The 16,153-nt window shown below is 65.5% G+C and carries 17 protein-coding genes and 1 pseudogene; 12 read left to right on the top strand and 6 right to left on the bottom strand.

The features are described 5' to 3' along the window. Positions 1 to 43 precede the first annotated feature (43 nt). Positions 44 to 724 (bottom strand): GntR family transcriptional regulator, encoded by a 681-nt coding sequence (locus tag V5F63_RS08585; RefSeq protein WP_394031715.1) that lies wholly within the window; start codon positions 722 to 724, stop codon positions 44 to 46. A gap of 154 nt (positions 725 to 878) precedes the next feature. Between V5F63_RS08585 and V5F63_RS08580 the strand changes: the two genes are divergently transcribed. The 4 genes from V5F63_RS08580 (at position 879) to V5F63_RS08565 (ending at position 4,891) form a co-directional block, all read left to right on the top strand. Continuing rightward, entirely contained in the window at positions 879 to 1,391 is a 513-nt protein-coding gene (locus tag V5F63_RS08580; protein ID WP_394102185.1) for a TRAP transporter small permease, read from the top strand. After that, on the top strand, positions 1,388 to 2,674 hold the full coding sequence (locus tag V5F63_RS08575; RefSeq protein WP_394102184.1) for a TRAP transporter large permease: 1,287 nt from the start codon (positions 1,388 to 1,390) through the stop codon (positions 2,672 to 2,674). Before V5F63_RS08580 ends, V5F63_RS08575 begins: the two co-directional genes overlap by 4 nt. A 27-nt stretch (positions 2,675 to 2,701) precedes the next feature. Continuing rightward, positions 2,702 to 3,850, top strand: a complete 1,149-nt coding sequence (locus V5F63_RS08570) for a mandelate racemase/muconate lactonizing enzyme family protein (protein WP_394102183.1) — start codon at positions 2,702 to 2,704, stop codon at positions 3,848 to 3,850. Positions 3,851 to 3,925: 75 nt separating this feature from the next. Then, positions 3,926 to 4,891, top strand: coding sequence for a TRAP transporter substrate-binding protein (locus V5F63_RS08565; RefSeq protein WP_394031709.1), 966 nt, complete (start codon positions 3,926 to 3,928; stop codon positions 4,889 to 4,891). Positions 4,892 to 5,351: 460 nt separating this feature from the next. On the opposite strand, the pseudogene V5F63_RS08560 reads toward V5F63_RS08565, so the two are convergent. After that, positions 5,352 to 5,591: pseudogene (locus V5F63_RS08560) on the bottom strand (transposase); the annotation flags it as partial. A gap of 284 nt (positions 5,592 to 5,875) precedes the next feature. Between V5F63_RS08560 and V5F63_RS08555 the strand changes: the two are divergent. The 3 genes from V5F63_RS08555 (at position 5,876) to V5F63_RS08545 (ending at position 7,883) form a co-directional block, all read left to right on the top strand. After that, positions 5,876 to 5,998: a hypothetical protein gene (locus tag V5F63_RS08555; protein ID WP_394031432.1), complete on the top strand. Its 123-nt coding sequence runs from the start codon at positions 5,876 to 5,878 to the stop codon at positions 5,996 to 5,998. Between the two features lie 180 nt (positions 5,999 to 6,178). Next, positions 6,179 to 7,462 (top strand): thiolase family protein, encoded by a 1,284-nt coding sequence (locus V5F63_RS08550; RefSeq protein WP_394031434.1) that lies wholly within the window; start codon positions 6,179 to 6,181, stop codon positions 7,460 to 7,462. Between the two features lies 1 nt (position 7,463). Then, positions 7,464 to 7,883 carry a Zn-ribbon domain-containing OB-fold protein gene (locus tag V5F63_RS08545; protein ID WP_394102182.1) on the top strand — a complete coding sequence of 140 codons (420 nt, stop codon included), beginning with the start codon at positions 7,464 to 7,466 and terminating at the stop codon, positions 7,881 to 7,883. Positions 7,884 to 8,245: 362 nt separating this feature from the next. On the opposite strand, the gene V5F63_RS08540 is transcribed toward V5F63_RS08545, so the two are convergent. The 3 genes from V5F63_RS08540 to V5F63_RS08530 all read right to left on the bottom strand — a co-directional run bounded on the left by V5F63_RS08540 (position 8,246) and on the right by V5F63_RS08530 (position 10,676). Further along, the gene (locus tag V5F63_RS08540) at positions 8,246 to 8,443 is read right to left on the bottom strand and encodes a hypothetical protein (RefSeq protein WP_394102181.1); all 198 of its coding nucleotides are present in this window, start codon (positions 8,441 to 8,443) and stop codon (positions 8,246 to 8,248) included. A gap of 8 nt (positions 8,444 to 8,451) precedes the next feature. Continuing rightward, positions 8,452 to 9,477 carry a GSU2403 family nucleotidyltransferase fold protein gene (locus V5F63_RS08535; protein WP_509210826.1) on the bottom strand — a complete coding sequence of 342 codons (1,026 nt, stop codon included), beginning with the start codon at positions 9,475 to 9,477 and terminating at the stop codon, positions 8,452 to 8,454. Positions 9,478 to 9,962: 485 nt separating this feature from the next. After that, complete coding sequence (locus V5F63_RS08530; RefSeq protein ID WP_209488644.1) at positions 9,963 to 10,676, bottom strand: TetR/AcrR family transcriptional regulator; 714 nt, start codon at positions 10,674 to 10,676, stop codon at positions 9,963 to 9,965. A 169-nt stretch (positions 10,677 to 10,845) separates the two neighbouring features. Here V5F63_RS08530 and V5F63_RS08525 point away from each other — a divergent pair, with 169 nt between their 5' ends. The 5 genes from V5F63_RS08525 (at position 10,846) to rnk (ending at position 15,680) form a co-directional block, all read left to right on the top strand. Beyond that, positions 10,846 to 11,619, top strand: coding sequence for a cyclase family protein (locus V5F63_RS08525; RefSeq protein WP_348634355.1), 774 nt, complete (start codon positions 10,846 to 10,848; stop codon positions 11,617 to 11,619). 23 nt (positions 11,620 to 11,642) lie between these two features. After that, positions 11,643 to 12,569 (top strand): 3,5-dioxohexanoate:acetyl-CoA acetone transferase, encoded by a 927-nt coding sequence (gene kce, locus V5F63_RS08520; RefSeq protein WP_394102179.1) that lies wholly within the window; start codon positions 11,643 to 11,645, stop codon positions 12,567 to 12,569. Between the two features lie 16 nt (positions 12,570 to 12,585). Continuing rightward, on the top strand, positions 12,586 to 13,602 hold the full coding sequence (locus V5F63_RS08515; RefSeq protein ID WP_394102178.1) for an SMP-30/gluconolactonase/LRE family protein: 1,017 nt from the start codon (positions 12,586 to 12,588) through the stop codon (positions 13,600 to 13,602). Positions 13,603 to 13,639: 37 nt separating this feature from the next. Beyond that, positions 13,640 to 14,875 carry an ABC transporter substrate-binding protein gene (locus V5F63_RS08510; RefSeq protein WP_209488640.1) on the top strand — a complete coding sequence of 412 codons (1,236 nt, stop codon included), beginning with the start codon at positions 13,640 to 13,642 and terminating at the stop codon, positions 14,873 to 14,875. 388 nt (positions 14,876 to 15,263) lie between these two features. Then, the gene (rnk, locus tag V5F63_RS08505) at positions 15,264 to 15,680 is read left to right on the top strand and encodes a nucleoside diphosphate kinase regulator (RefSeq protein WP_394102177.1); all 417 of its coding nucleotides are present in this window, start codon (positions 15,264 to 15,266) and stop codon (positions 15,678 to 15,680) included. A 44-nt stretch (positions 15,681 to 15,724) separates the two neighbouring features. On the opposite strand, the gene V5F63_RS08500 is transcribed toward rnk, so the two are convergent. Beyond that, complete coding sequence (locus V5F63_RS08500; protein WP_394102176.1) at positions 15,725 to 16,138, bottom strand: hypothetical protein; 414 nt, start codon at positions 16,136 to 16,138, stop codon at positions 15,725 to 15,727. Positions 16,139 to 16,153: the final 15 nt, after the last annotated feature.

The raw sequence follows: 16,153 nt of genomic DNA, 5'->3' as shown, positions 1-16,153 counted from the left end.
GCGCCATGGGCCACGGATGCCCGCCGGGGCGCCGGCCCGACCTTCAGTTGGTCGCTGACAGTTTCAAGTGCTCGATGATTTCTTCGCCGCTGCGGATCGCATGGGCCCGGAAAGCCGCCTCCGCGGCCTCCGCATCTCCGGCAAGCAATGGCTCTATGAGCACGAGATGACGCTCGCGTACCCGCTCCATGGTCTGCGCCAGCTTGTTCGACGAGGCGATGTAGAGGCGAAGCTGGTTGGCGATCAGTGCGTATTGCTCACACAATCGCCGATGGCCGGATAGTCCGACGATGGCCTGATGCAGGTCCATGTCGGCCTGTACCAGATCCTCGCCTCCACCATTCTCGATGGCCTGTGCCAGCTGCCCATAGGCGCCCATGACAACAGCGCGCCCCGTATCGCTGATTTTGTCGGCGACGAGCCGCCCGGCAAGAGCCTCCAGGCTTGAGCGCAGAGTGGAAAGCTCCCAGGCGTCCTGAATCGTCAACGTCAGCACGTCCCAGCCGCTATAGGGGCGCTGGATCACCAGCCCTTCCGACACCAGGCGCTGCAACGCCGCGCGGACCGTTCCCCGCGAGAGCATGAACTGCTCGGCAAGACGGGCTTCGGTGAGCCGGGCGCCGGGGGCAATCGCGCCGGTCAGTATCGCTCGGCGCAGGCTGTCCGCTGCCGCACGGTCGAGACTCTGGCGCTTGGGTGGCTCCAGCGAGGTGATGCCGCTCATTTATCGGTCCCTGAGTGACGCAAATATCAGCTTGACCAAATTCATATCGAAGAGTGTAAATTCGTCAATTGTTGACAATCAACTATAAGTTCAGAGGCCGGACGTGGGAACTGAGAGCGCCTTCAAAGGCACGGATGGTGGAGGGTGGCGCCGCGTGCATCAGGCCGATGCCGCCCTTCTCTTCGTCAACCGGTGGCTCATGATTCTGATCCTGGGCGCGATGGCGGTCATGGTCTTCACCAGCGTGATGCTCCGCTACCTGTCCATCGGCGCTCTGGTCTGGGCGGAGGAGCTCAGCCGCTATGCCATGATCTGGCTCGCCCTTGTCGGGATCGGCCCGGTTCTGCGCGTCGGCGGCCATGTCGCTGTGGATTCACTGGCCGAGCTTGCTCCCCCCGTCGTGCGCAAGCTGCTGCGGCTGGTGGTGGTCGTTCTGGTCGGCGCCACATGTATATGGGTCGCCTATGCCGGCTGGTCCTATGTCGGGCGCTCGTGGAACCAGACGACGCCGGTTCTCGGTGTCCCCTTCGCGGTCGTCGCGCTGGCCGCGCCGGTCGGCTTCACCCTGACCCTCTGGCACCTGGCGATGATTGCCGTCGGCTTCGTCCGGCAGGGCGCGTTTGAATCCTCCGAAGACCTCGATCCTCAGAAGGCGGCCGCGTCATGATCTCGGTCGTCATGTTTGCCGCGCTGAGCGGCCTGCTGGTCATCGGGGTGCCCATCGGCTTCGCGCTGGTGCTGGCAACCCTGACAGCCACCCATGCCGGCGACCTGACGGCGATCATCGTCGCGCAGAAGATGATCGCCGGCCTCGACAGCTTTCCGCTGATGGCGATCCCCTTCTTCCTGCTGGCCGCGGAATTGATGTCGAGCGGTTCGCTGGCGGAAGTTCTGCTTCGCTTCGCCTCGCTTTTTGTCGGCGATAAGCGCGGCGGCCTCGGCTATACGAACGTCCTCACCATCACTTTCTTCTCCGGGATCAGCGGCTCGGCGGTCGCTGACGCGGCCGGGCCCGGTGCCCTGCTCATCCGCATGATGGGCCGCTCGGGATATCCGCTGCCCTATGCGGCGGCGCTCACCGCCAGCGCCTCGCTCGTGGGGCCCATCATCCCGCCCTCCATCATCATGATACTGTATGCCCTGCAGGATGACGCCGTCTCGGTCCCGCGGCTGTTCGTAGCCGGCGTCCTGCCGGGGTTGCTCATTTCCGGCGCGCTGCTCGGCTACAACGGCTACGTCAGCCGGCGCCGCAACTTCCGCGACGACGGCGTGCCCCCGACCTGGCGGCAGGGCCTCGCCGCCAGCTGGCGTGCCATTCCGGCGCTGATGCTGCCCCTGCTCATCGTCGTCGGCGTGCACAGCGGCGCGTTCACCCCGACGGAGGCCTCCGTCATCGCGGTGTTCTACGCCCTCGTGTGCGGGATGTTCGTCTACCGCACGCTCAACTGGTCGATGATCCCGGACATCCTGGCCCGCTCGGCGTTCATGACGGCGGCCGTGCTGCTGATCATCTCCGCCTCCATGGCCTTCGCCTGGCTGCTCACCTTCGCCCAGGTGCCGCAGATGATGACCGACTGGATCGGCTCGCTCGGCCTGTCCAAGCTCGCCTTCCTGCTGGCGGTCAACGTCTTCCTGCTGATCTTCGGCATCTTCATCGAACCGCTTCCCGGCGTGCTGGTGCTGGCGCCCATCCTCGCCCCCATGGCCGCCGCCCTCGGCATCGATCCGACCCATTTCGCCATCGTGGTCATCATCAATCTCAACCTCGGCATGATCACGCCGCCGGTGGGCAGCCTGCTGGCGGTCACCGGCATGGTGGCCAAGGTCAGGATGTCGGAGCTCAACCGCGAGATCTACCCGATCCTCGCCCTGCAACTGGTCGTGCTGGTTCTCATCACCCTCATTCCCGCCGTGACCCTCGCCCTCCCGGACCTTCTCGGCGCGCGGTGACGCTGCTGCCTTTCAACGGAGACTGACGTGAATCTCGCCCCAACCCTGAAGCTCGACCGTCCCTCGCAAAGCGCGGCCGGCCGCATTGTCAAGGCGGAGTGTCTTCTCGCCTCGGTACCGTTCCAGAGCGATGCCACACCGGTCTGGGCCTTCACCAGCGCGCCGCGCAACAATTTCGACACGCTGTTCGTGCGGCTGGAGACCGACACGGGGCAGGTCGGCTGGGGGGAAGCGTTCTCGCGCAACGAGGACGTCTCGCTGCGTGCCCTGATCGAGACGCGCCTGTTCCCGCTGATCCTTGGCGAGGATGCGGCCGCCATCTCGCGCATCAAGTTCAAGCTGGAATTCGGCATGCAGAATTTCGGGCGGGTGGGCCCGACCATGTACGGCATCTCGGCCATCGACATCGCCCTTTGGGACATCGCCGGAAAGGCGGCCGGCCGACCGCTGGTCGACCTGCTCGGCGGCACCTTCGCGGATGACGTAGAGGTCTATGCGAGCCTGCTGCGCTACGGCACGCAGGAGGGCGTGGCCCGCGCCACCCGTCGCGCCATCGACGAGGGCTACCGCTACATCAAGCTGCACGAGACCACCTATCCCGAGATCGCCGCCGCCTGCGAGGCCGCCGGGACGGACGCGCAGGTCATGCTCGACGTCAACTGCCCGTGGTCGGTCGCTGAGGCCTTGGCCATGGATGCCCGCCTCGCCGGCCTTGGGCTGATGTGGCTGGAAGAGCCGATCTGGCCGCCGGACAATTATCGCGGACTTGCCCGGGTCCGGCAGTCGCGCCGGCACCGCATCGCTGCCGGCGAGAATGCCGGTTCGCTGCATGACTTCGTCGCCATGGTCGACGCCGGCGCCATCGACATCGCGCAGCCCGATGTGGCCAAGACCGGTGGCGTGAGCGAGCTGATGAAGATCGCCGCGTTCTGCGAGGCCAGCGCCATCGAGTTCGTGCCGCACTGCGCCCTGTTCGGCCCTGGCCAGGTGGCGACGCTGCACATCTGTGGCGCGCAGCGCTCCGTGCCGATGCTGGAGCGGTTGTACTGCGACTTCGAGGCCGAGATCTACGGCGGCGCCACCTTGCCCGTGAACGGCCGCCTGCCCGTGCCGCGTGCGCCCGGTCTCGGCATCGAGCCCGACCTCGACATTGTCGAGCGCTACCGCGTGGCCTGAACGCGGAGCATCGCTTCTCCTTCACCGAGCAACCCGACCTCCGTCCCCCCGACACCGTCAACCCGGAGACTTTTGATGAAGAACTGGTTTATCGGCGCCGCCCTGCTCGCCTTCGTCGCGACCTCGGCGGATGCGCAGACGACCAAACTGAAATATGCCTTTGTCAATCCCGTGGGCAGCCACTTCGGCGTGGCGGCGACAGCGTTCAAGCAGTCAGTTGAGAAGGATTCCGACGGCCGTATCAAGGTCGACATCTTTCCCGGCGGCTCCCTCGGCGGCGAGCGGGAAATCGTCGAGAGCGTGCAGCTCGGCACCATCGACATGGCGATGACCAGCACCTCGGTGGTCGGCAATTTCGTGCCGGAGGTTCTGGTGTTCGACATTCCCTTCCTGTTCCGCGACACCGCCCATGCCCGCGCGGTTGTCGATGGCCCCGTTGGACAGGACATTCTCAAGAAGTTCGCGGGGCAGAACCTCGTCGGCCTCGGCTACGGCGAAAACGGCTTTCGTCATCTCACCAACAACAAGCGGGTGGTGAAGGCGCCCACCGACATTTCCGGAATGTCGATCCGCACGATGGAAAACCCGATTCACGTCCGGGCGTTCAGCCAGCTCGGCGCGCGCCCGACGCCGATCGCCTGGCCTGAGCTTTACGCTGCGCTCCAGCAGGGCGTGGTCGACGGCGAGGAAAACCCGCTGTCGAACATCATCACCGCAAAGTTCTTCCAGGTGCAAAAATACCTCGCCCTGACCGGCCATGTGTACGCACCCACCGCCATCCTGATGGCGCCGACCACGTGGAACAAGCTCAGCGCAGAGGACAAGAAGATCATCCAGGCGGGCGTCGCCAAGGCGATCAGCGCCCAGCGCGCCGAGGTGGAGAAGCTGGAGGCGACCGGCGTCCAGACGCTGCGCAGTTCAGGCATGGAGATCAACGAGGTGGACAAGGCTCCGTTCGTCGCCCTTCTCGAACCGGCCTATGCCGAATTCGCCAAGCGCTTTGGGCAGAAGACGATTGACGCGATCCGCGACACCAAGTGACCCGCGCCGATCCGCGCCGGGACCCAAATCCTAGGCGGTGGCCCATAAATCTGCGTGGCCCGGCGTGCCGTGGTTCAAGCTCCCGAACCGGAAGCCTGTGCGCGCATCGACGGCAAAGCCCAAGCACAGGGCGTAGGGACACTCCGCTCCGCCTGTTGCGACCGGCGGACGGGTTCGCGCCCTTGGCCGAGCTGATCAAGGTTGCATTCGGGCCCAATGATTGAAATCAGACAGGACAAAAGAAAGGGGCGGCCGAAGCCGCCCCTTTCTTCGTATTCACCGTCTTTCGGCCTCAGGCAGCTACCTTGCACTCCGGGTGGCTGGGGGCGACCTGAGTGACGGGTCGTGTGAAGGTGGGGTAATCCTTGCAGTCGCGCCATTCGAGCGTGACGTGGCTTTCGCTCGCCGTTCGTGCACAGCCTGCTCGAGAGCGTCGAGAACGAAGCCAGCATGAGCGGTTCAGCGCGACGTTGTCCAGCATGGCGTCGGCGAGCATGCGCTTGAGCTTGGCGTTCTCATCCTCGAGCGCCCGCAGCCGCTTGGCCTCCGATACGTCCATCCCGCCGAAACGCGCCTTCCACTTGTAGATGCTGGCGTCACTGACCCCGTGCTTGCGACACAGGTCCGAGACCGGCACCCCGGCCTCGTGCTCCTTCAGGATCCCGATGATCTGCTCTTCCGTGAAGCGGCTGCCCCTCATGTTCTGGTCCTCTCAATGGGCCAGAACGAACTTCAAACTGGATTAGCCAGGAGGGGCAACGTCAAGGGGCAGCAACGTCACGATCACGCGCCGCTCGAAGTCGCTTAGGTCATATTGGCTCAGGCCGATGCTGAAGCGGCATTTGGCGAACTATGGAAGCGGCCCGGCAGCTATCGACCCCATTGAGGTCATTCGCGGGCCATTGCTATGGCCTCGAAAGCTGACATTCATTCAGCTGGCATTGTATAATAGTTCAACCAGTCGAAGCGAGCCCGAAGTGCGTAATGGTGCCGGAACCGTTCGAGGCGATCGGCGGCTTCTACCGCGATTTCAGCGAGGTGAGTGACGAGGAAGTGGTCGCGAAACCGGCGCGCTTCCCGTCCGGCGCGCGCACTGCCGGCTCGTGAGCGGCCAGGGACAGAATTATCCGCATCCGTTGATCCCCATCAACACCGAGCCGGGGCGAAGGGTGTCCCATTCCGGCGGGCTGCAGGAGCGGCGCAGAGCACGGTGCGGCCGATTTCCCCGACAGCTCGCCGCTCCCCCTCCGGGGTGCGCCCACCGGAGTGAATGAAAGGACCTCCGCCATGAGGGAAAGCAAGCTTAGGGAACGTGTGGCCATTTCCGGCGTCGGCTGTTCGCGGTTCGGCGACCTGCTGGAGACACCGGAACTCAAGGGCCTGAGCCTCCAGGAACTCACCGCCCGCGCGGTCAAGGAGGCGCTGGACGACGCCGGGCTCACCGGTCAGGATGTCGATGCGGTTTTCGCCGGCAACGCCATGGTGCACAGTTCGCAGGTGCCGGGCACCTATTCGCAACTGGCGAAATGGACCGGCACCCAGTTCAAGGCTGGCGTTCACTTCGAGGCCCAGTGCTCGACCACCAATGTGGGCGCCTCGCTGGCGGCCATGTCGATCGCCGCCGGCGTCTATGACACCGTGCTGGTCTACGGGCTGGAGACGACCCGGACCAAGGTCAAGGGCTTCAGCCCTTATGAGCGCGAGCCCATTTCCCATCAGCAGACATGGCTGTGGACCGACATGGCGGTCAACCAGGCCTACGGCGTACCGCAGGGCTACGACATTTTCTCGACCTATAACGGGCTCGTCGCGCTGGGCTACTGCCGCAAATACGGAATCTCCATCGAGGACTACGACCGGGGCATGTTCGAGCTCTGCCGCACGCGGCGGCTGCACGGCTCGCTGAACCCGAAGGCCAACATTCAGGAGACGCTGGAAGACCGGGCGGCGGACAAGGGCTTCACCGATGCCTTCGATTACTGGCGCTCGGACGAGCATAACCCGTTCGTCGCCTGGCCATCGCGTCTGCTCAGCCTCGTGACCACCGCCGACGGCGCCTCCGCCATGGTGCTGACCCGCGCGGATCTCGCCAGGGGCGGCAAGTCGCAGCCGGTGGAGTTCAAGGGCTTCGGCATCAGCTATAGCGATCTGCCCTGGTATGGCGAGGATCCCACCCATTGGGAATTCGACCGGCGGGCCATCGATGCCGCCTTCGGCATGGCCGCTATCGGACCGGCGGATATCGACTATCTCCACACCCATGACTGCTCGCACATCTCCGGCCTGTGCACGGCGGAGACGATCGGCTACCTGCCGCCGGGCGGCGGGCTCGACGCGGCACGTAGCGGGCGGCTGCGCTTCGACGGCGACCGGCCGATGTCGACCCATGGCGGCCGCCATGCCTTCGGTCATGCCTGGGGCGCCAGCGCCGGCAGCGATACCTATGAGGCAGTGCTGCAGATGCGCGGCAAGGCCGGTGCCCGGCAGATACCGAGCCCGCCGGAGATTTCCGTCATCCACACCCACGGCTACGCCATGATCGGCACCGTGGTCGTTCTGGGAGGACTGTGACATGCAGGATGTCGCCGAGCAGCCAAGCGCCATTCGCTGGTACTACGAAGGACTGGGGCAGAACGTGTTCCGGGCGGTGAGTTGCCGCTCCTGCGGCAAGCTGACCTTCCCGCCGACCGGGTGCTGCGAGCATTGCGGCAGCTGGGAGGTCGAGGGCGTCGAGTTGAGCGGCGAGGCGACGCTGCTCTACGCGACGCACAACATCACGCCCGCCTGCCATCCCCGCTTCGAGACGATCGCCCCCTATGTCTACGGCCATCTCCGGCTCCGGGAAGGGCCGATCGTGCAGGCCATCATCCTTGGCGTCGAGGCCCGGCCGGAGTCCCTGCACGCCCTGTTCGAGCGGGGGCCCGTGCCGGTGAAGGCGGAGACGCTGAAGATGGAAGACCTGCCGGTGATCGCCTTCCGCCTCGCCGGCTGAATCCGCCCAACAGTTATCAGCGCTTCGTGGCCGGATCCCCTCCGGTCACGAAGTGAGGAAGTCGCGCACCTCGTTCGCCGCGTGCCGAAAGGTCTCCCTCCCTATCGCCCAGAACGTGTCTCCGTCGATCTCTCGACGCTGCTCAGGGAGTGGGAGTGAGAGGGCTGTGACGAACAGATAGTTCTCTTCCAAGTCGCTCGCGGCCCGGCAGAGAAGATTCGAACCGCGACTTTGATCGAACGTGAGCGAAAGTCTGCTTTCTTAAACTCGCTCTCCAAAAGCCGTCCGTCAACTTCCGGCCCCCTACCGGACGTTCAGACGCGCATTTGGCAAGGTCTGGCGCATCGCGGACGGCACGCCATTCACAAACGCACGCCCTCAAAGTCGATTTTCTCGACTTCGGCAGCCAGCTTCACAGCGAACTTCGCCCGACCATAGCCATCCATCGCGCCCCACCCGCCGGGGACATCCCATCCGCCAAGAGCCGCGATCACGCCGCCGGGCAGGTCGGAGCGCTGTGCCGCGTCCTCGAACGTGTGCCGGAAGGAGTGGAAGACCACAGCGGTCCTTATCTGCCCAGCCCGGTCAGGATCTCCGAGATTTCCGGCTCGCGACTGAGGCTCGCCTCCAACCGCTTCCGCCAATTCGGGCCGTTCCTCATTGCGACCTCGTAGGCGTCTGCGAGATCGTCGGGTCGATCCTCGGCGAGGATCTGAATCAGGAAAGCCGCCTGACGACGATCCTTCACGGATTTGAGGCAGTCCGGCCCCGTCTGGCGACGATCCGCGACGATGAGCTTGTGGATCGCGAAGCGCTCCGGACGCGGAATTCGCACGAGGACCCCAGAACGATAAGGAACCGCAGCATTGATGGGCTCTGCGACCAGATAGTTCAGATAGTGCAGCGACTGGGCGTAGACTCCCAAGGCGGCAAGCGGCCTCAGCCCCTCCTCTTCCTCGAAAGAGGGGGTCAAAAACTCGACGAGCAGGTTGCTTCTCGTCTGCCGCCAGCGCCAGACCTTCTCGGGCTCCAGCTTAGGAACGGGTTCGAACGAAAAATCGGAAAGTACCTGCTGGAGGGTTGGAGATATGGTATCCGCCAGCGCCAGCGACAGACGCTCGAAGCTCGCGATGTCCAGATCATCGGTCATCGCCGTGTCCTCGAACCCGTAGGTTACACCCAGCTCCCCTTCGTAGAGCCTGAAGGCATGGGTGCCCACGATGGTCCCGCCGAGACGAAACACGCCCGCCTTTTCCATGCTCGCAAGGAGGCTGCCTGTCCCCGGATCGACGCTCATGAACCGCTCCGCGCGCAGGATGCGGATCAGCCGCGACCGCTGCCTCCTGCGCTCATCGGCATCCCCTCGCAGTTCGCTCAGACGTTCAAGGCGGCCCCGCAATTCCTCGCTGTCCTCGCCGATGTATCTCTTCATGACCTCGGAACCGACCCGGTAGGTGTCGTACCAATAGGTCCGCTCCCCCCGCTGGACCCTCGTGGGCGTGCCGCGGATGTCCGAGACCACCTCGTCTTCCAGAGAGCGGATAAGATCGAGATAGGCGGCGTGGGCAATGGTGGAATGCCGGGAGATGGCCATGTTCAACAAAATCCGTTTACGTTGAACATACTCCATGCTCAACGGCTTTCAAGTTTGTTGAACACGTCGCGGGAAACACGACCATGAACGTCCCCTCACGAGGTGGTGAGGCCGCCGGTAGGCGCAATGGTGATGCGACGGCAATCGCCGAATCTGCTACAAGCCATTGCACCAACGGACTGGAACAAACTCGCGACAACCCTTTGAGCACTGGGGTTTCGGCAGACGAAGCAGGACCTTCAATCCTCTCTCGCAGCACCATTCCAAAGCGTTGCAAACGCTTGTTGTACCGCCACATCCCGTGATCTCCGCCCGGAAGTCGCGCCAGAGGCTGCTCCAGCCAACGATGATCGCCGCTGCCATCGATCGCGCCGCGCCATCACCCGGCGAGCGCTTTTCCGGTCGTGAGGTGGCTTGAACCCATCGCCGATGGCGCCTGAAGCGCGGAACCCTTGCGCAGCCTTGCGGAGCCCCCCGGCCCGCCTTCAGCGGCACATGGCCGTGAGGCCGGCGGTGACGAAGCGAACGAAATCGTCGAACCGCGCCGGGTCTCCGGCCGTTGCCCGGCCGTTCGACAGACGCTCGATGCGCTTGTCGGCGACGTACATCAGCAGCGCGCCGACCGCATATTCGTAGGCCCAGAGCAGCTTGTCCGCAGGGCAATCCGGCAGCGCCACCGACATGGCCTCCAGGAAGGCATGCACCAGCGGATCGTAGAAGCGCCCGATGATCTCCGTCGCCTCCGGCCCCGGGTCCCAGGCCGTGCGGGCGACGAGAAGGGAAAAGCTGTCGCCGCTCGCCGAGCCGGTCAGCCGCACCACCGGCTCCGCCCAGGCGGCCACGATCTCTTCCACGCGGCCAGGGCCCGGCCCGCGCGCGCCGATTTCCCGGATGCGGGAAATGCGCTCATCCAGATTGGCCTGCCGATGCGCGAACACGGTCGCCAGCAGCTCCGGCTTGCGGCCGAAATAATAGCTCACCAGCGCCACGGGAACCCCCGCGCGGGCGGCGATGTCGCGCACGGAAACGGCGGCATAGCCCCGCTCGGCGAAGAGGAATTCCGCGCTGTCGAGGATGTCCTGCCGCCGGTCGGGACGCTGAATCTCCTCGGGTGCCACGGGTGAGCGGCGCGGCGCCTTCCGGCGCGCCGCCGGAGCAGCCGAGCGCCGGACCGGCGCGGTCTTCTTCGTCGTCTCCATGGCCTCTTCTAGCGCTGCCATTGCATTCGCACCAGTCGCGGTGTGAGGATCTGCGCCATCGGTGCCCTCGCATTCATATGCATCTTGAACGTACGTACAATAACTTGTACGACTGTTCAAAATGCCAAAAATCGAAGCCCGCCTGACGGGCCGGGGAGGATGGGACGCCGTGCCGAAATTCGTCGACATCTCCATTCCGCTGGAAAACGACGTGCCCGCCGACCCACCCTTCCAGCGGGTCCGCATCGACTATTCAGTCCACACCGAAACCGCCGCCACCTTGTGCGCCGCCTTCCCCGGCCTCACGCCCGAGCAGCTTCCCGAGGGCATGGGCTGGGCGGTGGAGACCGCCCACATCTCCACCCACAACGGCACCCATGTGGATGCGCCGTGGCACTATCACCCCACCATGGACGGCGGCGCCCGCGCCATCACCATTGACGAGATCCCGCTCGACTGGTGCTTCCGCCCCGGCGTGAAGCTGGACTTCCGCCATCTGCCCGACGGCCATGTGGTGACGCCGGCGGAGATCGACGCGGAACTGGCGCGCATCGGCCATAGGCTGAGCCCCCTCGACATCGTGGTGGCGAACACCTCCGCCGGCATCGCCTATGGTCAGGCCGATTACATCGACAAGGGCTGCGGCTTCGGCCGCGACGCCACGCTCCACCTTGTAAATCAAGGCGTTCGCGTGGTCGGCACGGACGGCTGGAGCTGGGACGCGCCCTTCTCCTTCACCGCCCGCCGCTTTGCCGAGACGGGCGATGCCTCCCTCATCTGGGAAGGCCACAAGGCCGGCCGCGAGAAGGGCTATTGCCAGATCGAGAAGCTCCACAATCTTGAGGCGCTGCCCTCCACCGGCTTCACCATCAGCTGCTTCCCGGTGAAGGTGCGCGCCGCCTCCGCCGGCTGGACGCGCGCCGTCGCCATCCTTCCCGATTGAACGCATTTTTGCGGAGACACGTCTTGAGCAAGGTCATCATCACCTGCGCGGTGACGGGCGGCATTCACACGCCCACCATGTCCGACGCGCTGCCCATCACGCCCAACGAGATCGCCGAGCAGGCCATCGCAGCGGCCGACGCCGGCGCCGCCATCCTGCACCTGCACGCCCGCGATCCGAAGGATGGGCGCCCGACGCCCGATCCCGCCGTGTTCATGGAGTTTCTGCCGCGCATCAAGCAGGCGACCGACGCGGTCATCAACATCACCACCGGCGGCGGCCTGAACATGACCGTGGAGGACCGCCTTGCCGCGCCGCTGATCGCCGCGCCCGAGATGTGCTCGCTGAACATGGGCTCCATGAACTTCGCGCTGCACCCGCTGGCGAAGCGCTATTCCAACTGGAAGCACGACTGGGAGGAACCCTACCTCACCGGCACGAAGGACTTCATCTTCCGCAATACGTTTGGCGACATCGAGCGCATCTACAAGATGCTGGGCGAGGAGCACGGCACCAAGTTCGAGCATGAATGCTACGACGTGGGCCACCTCTACAATCTTGCCCACTGCCTCGACCAGGGCTGGTTCAAGCCGCCGGTGTTCCTGCAGTTCATCTTCGGCATTCTCGGCGGCATCGGGCCGGACATGGACAATCTGATGTTCATGAAGCGCACCGCCGACAAGCTGTTCGGCAAGGATTATTACTTCTCGGTGCTGGCCGCCGGTCGCCACCAGATGCCGTTCGCCACGCAGGCGGCCATGCTGGGCGGCAATGTGCGGGTGGGGCTGGAGGACAGCCTGTTCATCGGCCGCGGCAAGCTCGCCTCCTCCAATGCCGAGCAGGTGGCGAAGATCCGGCGTATTCTGGAAGAGCTGGGCCACGAGATCGCCACCCCGGACGAGGCCCGCACCACCCTAGGGCTGAAGGGCGCCGATAAGGTGAGCTTCTGACAGACTGAGGAACGCCATGGCAGCGCCCAACCCCATCGACGGCTTCGAGGTCGACCCCGCCGCCATCGCCTATGTGGGCGAGAACTTGCAGCGTCCCGAATGCATCCTCGCCGAGCGCGACGGATCGCTGTGGAGCGCGGATGCCCGTGGCGGGGTCGTCCACATCCGCCCGGACGGCACCCAGACGCTGATCGCGCAGAGCGAGGCGACGCACTTCGCCTCCGCCACCGATGAGGAGACCCGCTTCGTCGCCGGCACCCTGCCGAACGGCCTCGCCTTCGCCCGCAATGGGGACATCCTGATCTCCAATTTCGGTACCGACCGGCTGGAAATCATGACCCGCGACGGACAATCCCGCGTGCTCGCCGACACCATCGACGGCACACCCATCGGCAAGGTCAATTTCGTGCTGCGCGACAGCCGTGACCGCATCTGGCTCACCATCTCCACCCGCATCAAGAACTGGATGCAGGCGATGAGCCCGAACGTCTCGGACGGCTATGTGGCGCTTTACGAGAACGGCCATCTGCGCATCGTCGCGGACGGCTTCTGCTTCACCAACGAGATCCGCTTCGACGCCAAGGAGGAATGGCTCTACGTTGTCGAGACGGGCGGCAAGCGGGTGACGCGCCTCAGGGCGCTGCCCAATGGCGACCTCACCGACCGCGAGACCTTCGGCCCCTCGGACCACGGCGCTTTCATCGACGGCATCGCCTTCGACGCGCATGGCAACCTCTGGGGCACCCATGTGATGACGGACCGCATCTTCGCCATCACCCCGGACGGCGACCTGCGCATCATCCTCGATGACGACCGCGGCAGCGCCGCCGGCAAGGCGCTGATGGCGGCGCTGGAGAAGGACGTCGTGACGCCGGAGCTGATGCTCGCCTGCGGCGGCACCATCGCCCCCTGGTTCGCGAGCGTCACCTTCGGCGGCCCGGACCTTCGGACCGTCTATGTGGGCAGTCTGCGCGGCGCCCGCATTCCCTTTTTCCGTTCACCGGTGGCGGGCCTGCCCATGGTCCACTGGTGAGCGCCGACCAATGACAAGAATGACCGGGAGGACATCCATGACAGCGAAATTCGGCCCCCTCGCCTTGGCCCTGGCGGCGGGACTCGCCGCAGCTCCGGCGGCGGCAGAAATCTCCGGGGGCACGGTGAAGGTGGGCGTGCTCACCGACATGTCCGGCGTTTATTCGGACATCACCGGGAAAGGCTCGCTGATCGCCGCGCAGATGGCCATCGACGACTGCCTGAAGGCCGAGTGCGCCGGCATGAAGATCGAGATGGTCTCCGCCGATCACCAGAACAAGGCGGACATCGCCTCCGCCACCGCGCGCAAGTGGATCGATCAGGATGGCGTGGACGTCCTCGCCGACATGTCCAACGCCTCCATCCAGCTCGCCATCGCGCCGCTGGTGAAGGAGAAGAACCGCGTCGCGCTCTTCCCCGGCGGCACCGCCCGCCTCACCGGCGATGCGTGCCAGCCCGGCCACGTGGTGCAATGGATGTGGGACACCTACGTGCAGGTGGCCGGCATCGCCAACCGCCTCACCCAGCCCGGCACGTCCTGGTACCTGGTGACGGCGGACTACGCCCTCGGCCAGCAGTTGGAGGCCGACGCCAAGACCGTGGTGGGCAAGAAGGGCGGCAAGGTGCTCGGCTCCGTGCGCCATCCCTTCCCGGCGGTGGACCTTTCCTCGCCGCTTCTGACGGCGCAGGGCTCGGGCGCGGACATCATCGCCCTCGCCAATGCCGGCAACGATACGGTGACGGGCATCAAGACCGCCCGCGAGTTCGGCATCACCACCTCGAAGCAGAAGCTGGTCGCCTTCTTCCTCACTGCGCTGGACGTGAAGAGCGTCGGCCTGCCGGTGGCGCAGGGCACGCTGCTCTCGGAAGGCTTCTACTGGGACCTCGACGACGGCACCCGCGCCTTCTCGGAGCGCTTCAAGGCGCAGAATGGCAAGATCCCGTCCGCCATTCACGCCGGCGTCTATTCCTCCGTCCTGCACTATCTGAAGTCTGTGGCGGCGACGAAGAGCGATGATGCGCAGACCGTCGTGAAGAAGATGGGCGAGCTGCCGATCAAGGACGACGTGGTGCGCAATGCCAAGCTCCGTGAGGACGGGCGCATGGTGCATGATTTCTACGTCTTCGAGGTGAAGTCTCCCGAGGCCTCCAAGGGCGAGTGGGACCTCTACAAGCTGGTCGCCACCCTGCCCGGCGACGAGGCCTTCCGCCCCTTGTCCGAAAGCGCCTGCCCGGCGGTGATTGCCGCGCGAGGCGAGAAAAAGGCCAACTGAACCATGTACCCTGCCGTCCACGCTCGGACGGCAGGGCTCATCTTTTCACGGCGGCCACGCGGCTGGCCGAATGACGCGGCGAATGGCCCACATCTCGCCCTCCCGCCCCATCAGCGCACCGCGCCGACCGACTTGACATAAGGGAAGGTCGGGGGCCTCATGGGCGCATGAACGGCGCCCGATACATTCACTGCCGCCCCTGCCCTATCGCAGGAGCGTAGCCCCGCGTCCGGCGTTTGCGCCCCGGATGCCGGGGTGATGCGATGCCGTGCCCGGACCCGAGGCGGCGGCCGCCGATCGCGCAAATCCGCCATCCCATCGCGCCTTATGCGAGCGGCCGCTGCACCGACAGCCGCCGCAGTGCGCGCTCGTGCGAAAGATCGACCACATGACGAAACAATCCCGCCGGGAGCGCCTGCCGGCGCTCATCCTCAATCGCGCCGACCACGACCGCCTCACCAGCCTCGCCACCGCTGCCCTCGACACCATTCCGGACGTGGCGGAGGAACTGCTCTCGGAGCTGGATCGCGCCCGGCTCGTGGCCCCCGACCGCGCGCCGCCGAACTCGGTGCAGATGGGCACCACCGTCACTTACCGGTCGGGGGGCACGACCCGCACCGTCCGGCTGGTCTATCCCGAGGACGCGGATATCGCCGACGGCAAGGTCTCGGTGATGACCCCCGTCGGCGCGGCGCTGATCGGCCTGTCCGAAAACCAGTCCATCTCCTGGACAGCCCGGGACGGGCGGCGCCATCAGCTGGAGGTGGTCGCCGTTGTGCCGGCTATGACGCCCCCGATGGGCTGATTCTCGGCGGGCGCGGCGCCGGATCGAACCAGCGCCGCGCCGCTTCATGCATTCACGTCATTCACCGGAGCCAGCCGCAGGGCGGCCCGACCGCCGCCGCGCGGGGGCGGCTCTCCATTGGGGCGTGACCGCGCCTTGCGCCACGGGGGCGAGAACGGCTTCTGACGGCGCTCGACGGCGGTCCAGCTCCCGCCCTGTCCGCATTGGGGAGGCGCGGCGGGAAGCGCCGCCAGCGCGGCCAGGATGTCGTCGATGGAAACAACCGCGCCGCTGTCGAGACGCCGGAGCGCCGGCGCATTCTCGACCGCGTGGCGGTCCGATGCCCAGGACGACAGCAGCGCCCGCTTTTCCTCATCATTCATGGACGGGTGATCGAGCACCTGGTCCGGATGGACCAGAGCGGCTTTCGACTGAAGGGACGGCGGCGCCTGCGGCCGCTCGCCTCGCGTGGTTCTCATAGCCACATCCTCCTT

This window comes from Xanthobacter wiegelii, from assembly GCF_043193855.2.
Classification (GTDB): Bacteria; Pseudomonadota; Alphaproteobacteria; order Rhizobiales; family Xanthobacteraceae; genus Xanthobacter; species Xanthobacter flavus_A.
The sequence above is the reverse complement of the archived record's forward strand: the minus strand, read 5'-3'. Positions and strand labels throughout refer to the sequence as shown.

What these genes read in the sequence shown, in the direction of transcription:
- V5F63_RS08585 (WP_394031715.1), bottom strand. Translation starts at nt 724, where the DNA reads ATGAGCGGCATCACCTCGCTGGAGCCACCCAAGCGCCAGAGTCTCGAC.
- V5F63_RS08575 (WP_394102184.1), top strand. Translation starts at nt 1,388, where the DNA reads ATGATCTCGGTCGTCATGTTTGCCGCGCTGAGCGGCCTGCTGGTCATC.
- V5F63_RS08565 (WP_394031709.1), top strand. Translation starts at nt 3,926, where the DNA reads ATGAAGAACTGGTTTATCGGCGCCGCCCTGCTCGCCTTCGTCGCGACC.
- V5F63_RS08555 (WP_394031432.1), top strand. Translation starts at nt 5,876, where the DNA reads ATGGTGCCGGAACCGTTCGAGGCGATCGGCGGCTTCTACCGCGATTTC.
- V5F63_RS08550 (WP_394031434.1), top strand. Translation starts at nt 6,179, where the DNA reads ATGAGGGAAAGCAAGCTTAGGGAACGTGTGGCCATTTCCGGCGTCGGC.
- V5F63_RS08545 (WP_394102182.1), top strand. Translation starts at nt 7,464, where the DNA reads ATGCAGGATGTCGCCGAGCAGCCAAGCGCCATTCGCTGGTACTACGAA.
- V5F63_RS08535 (WP_509210826.1), bottom strand. Translation starts at nt 9,477, where the DNA reads ATGGCCATCTCCCGGCATTCCACCATTGCCCACGCCGCCTATCTCGAT.
- V5F63_RS08530 (WP_209488644.1), bottom strand. Translation starts at nt 10,676, where the DNA reads ATGGAGACGACGAAGAAGACCGCGCCGGTCCGGCGCTCGGCTGCTCCG.
- V5F63_RS08515 (WP_394102178.1), top strand. Translation starts at nt 12,586, where the DNA reads ATGGCAGCGCCCAACCCCATCGACGGCTTCGAGGTCGACCCCGCCGCC.
- V5F63_RS08510 (WP_209488640.1), top strand. Translation starts at nt 13,640, where the DNA reads ATGACAGCGAAATTCGGCCCCCTCGCCTTGGCCCTGGCGGCGGGACTC.
- rnk (WP_394102177.1), top strand. Translation starts at nt 15,264, where the DNA reads ATGACGAAACAATCCCGCCGGGAGCGCCTGCCGGCGCTCATCCTCAAT.
- V5F63_RS08500 (WP_394102176.1), bottom strand. Translation starts at nt 16,138, where the DNA reads ATGAGAACCACGCGAGGCGAGCGGCCGCAGGCGCCGCCGTCCCTTCAG.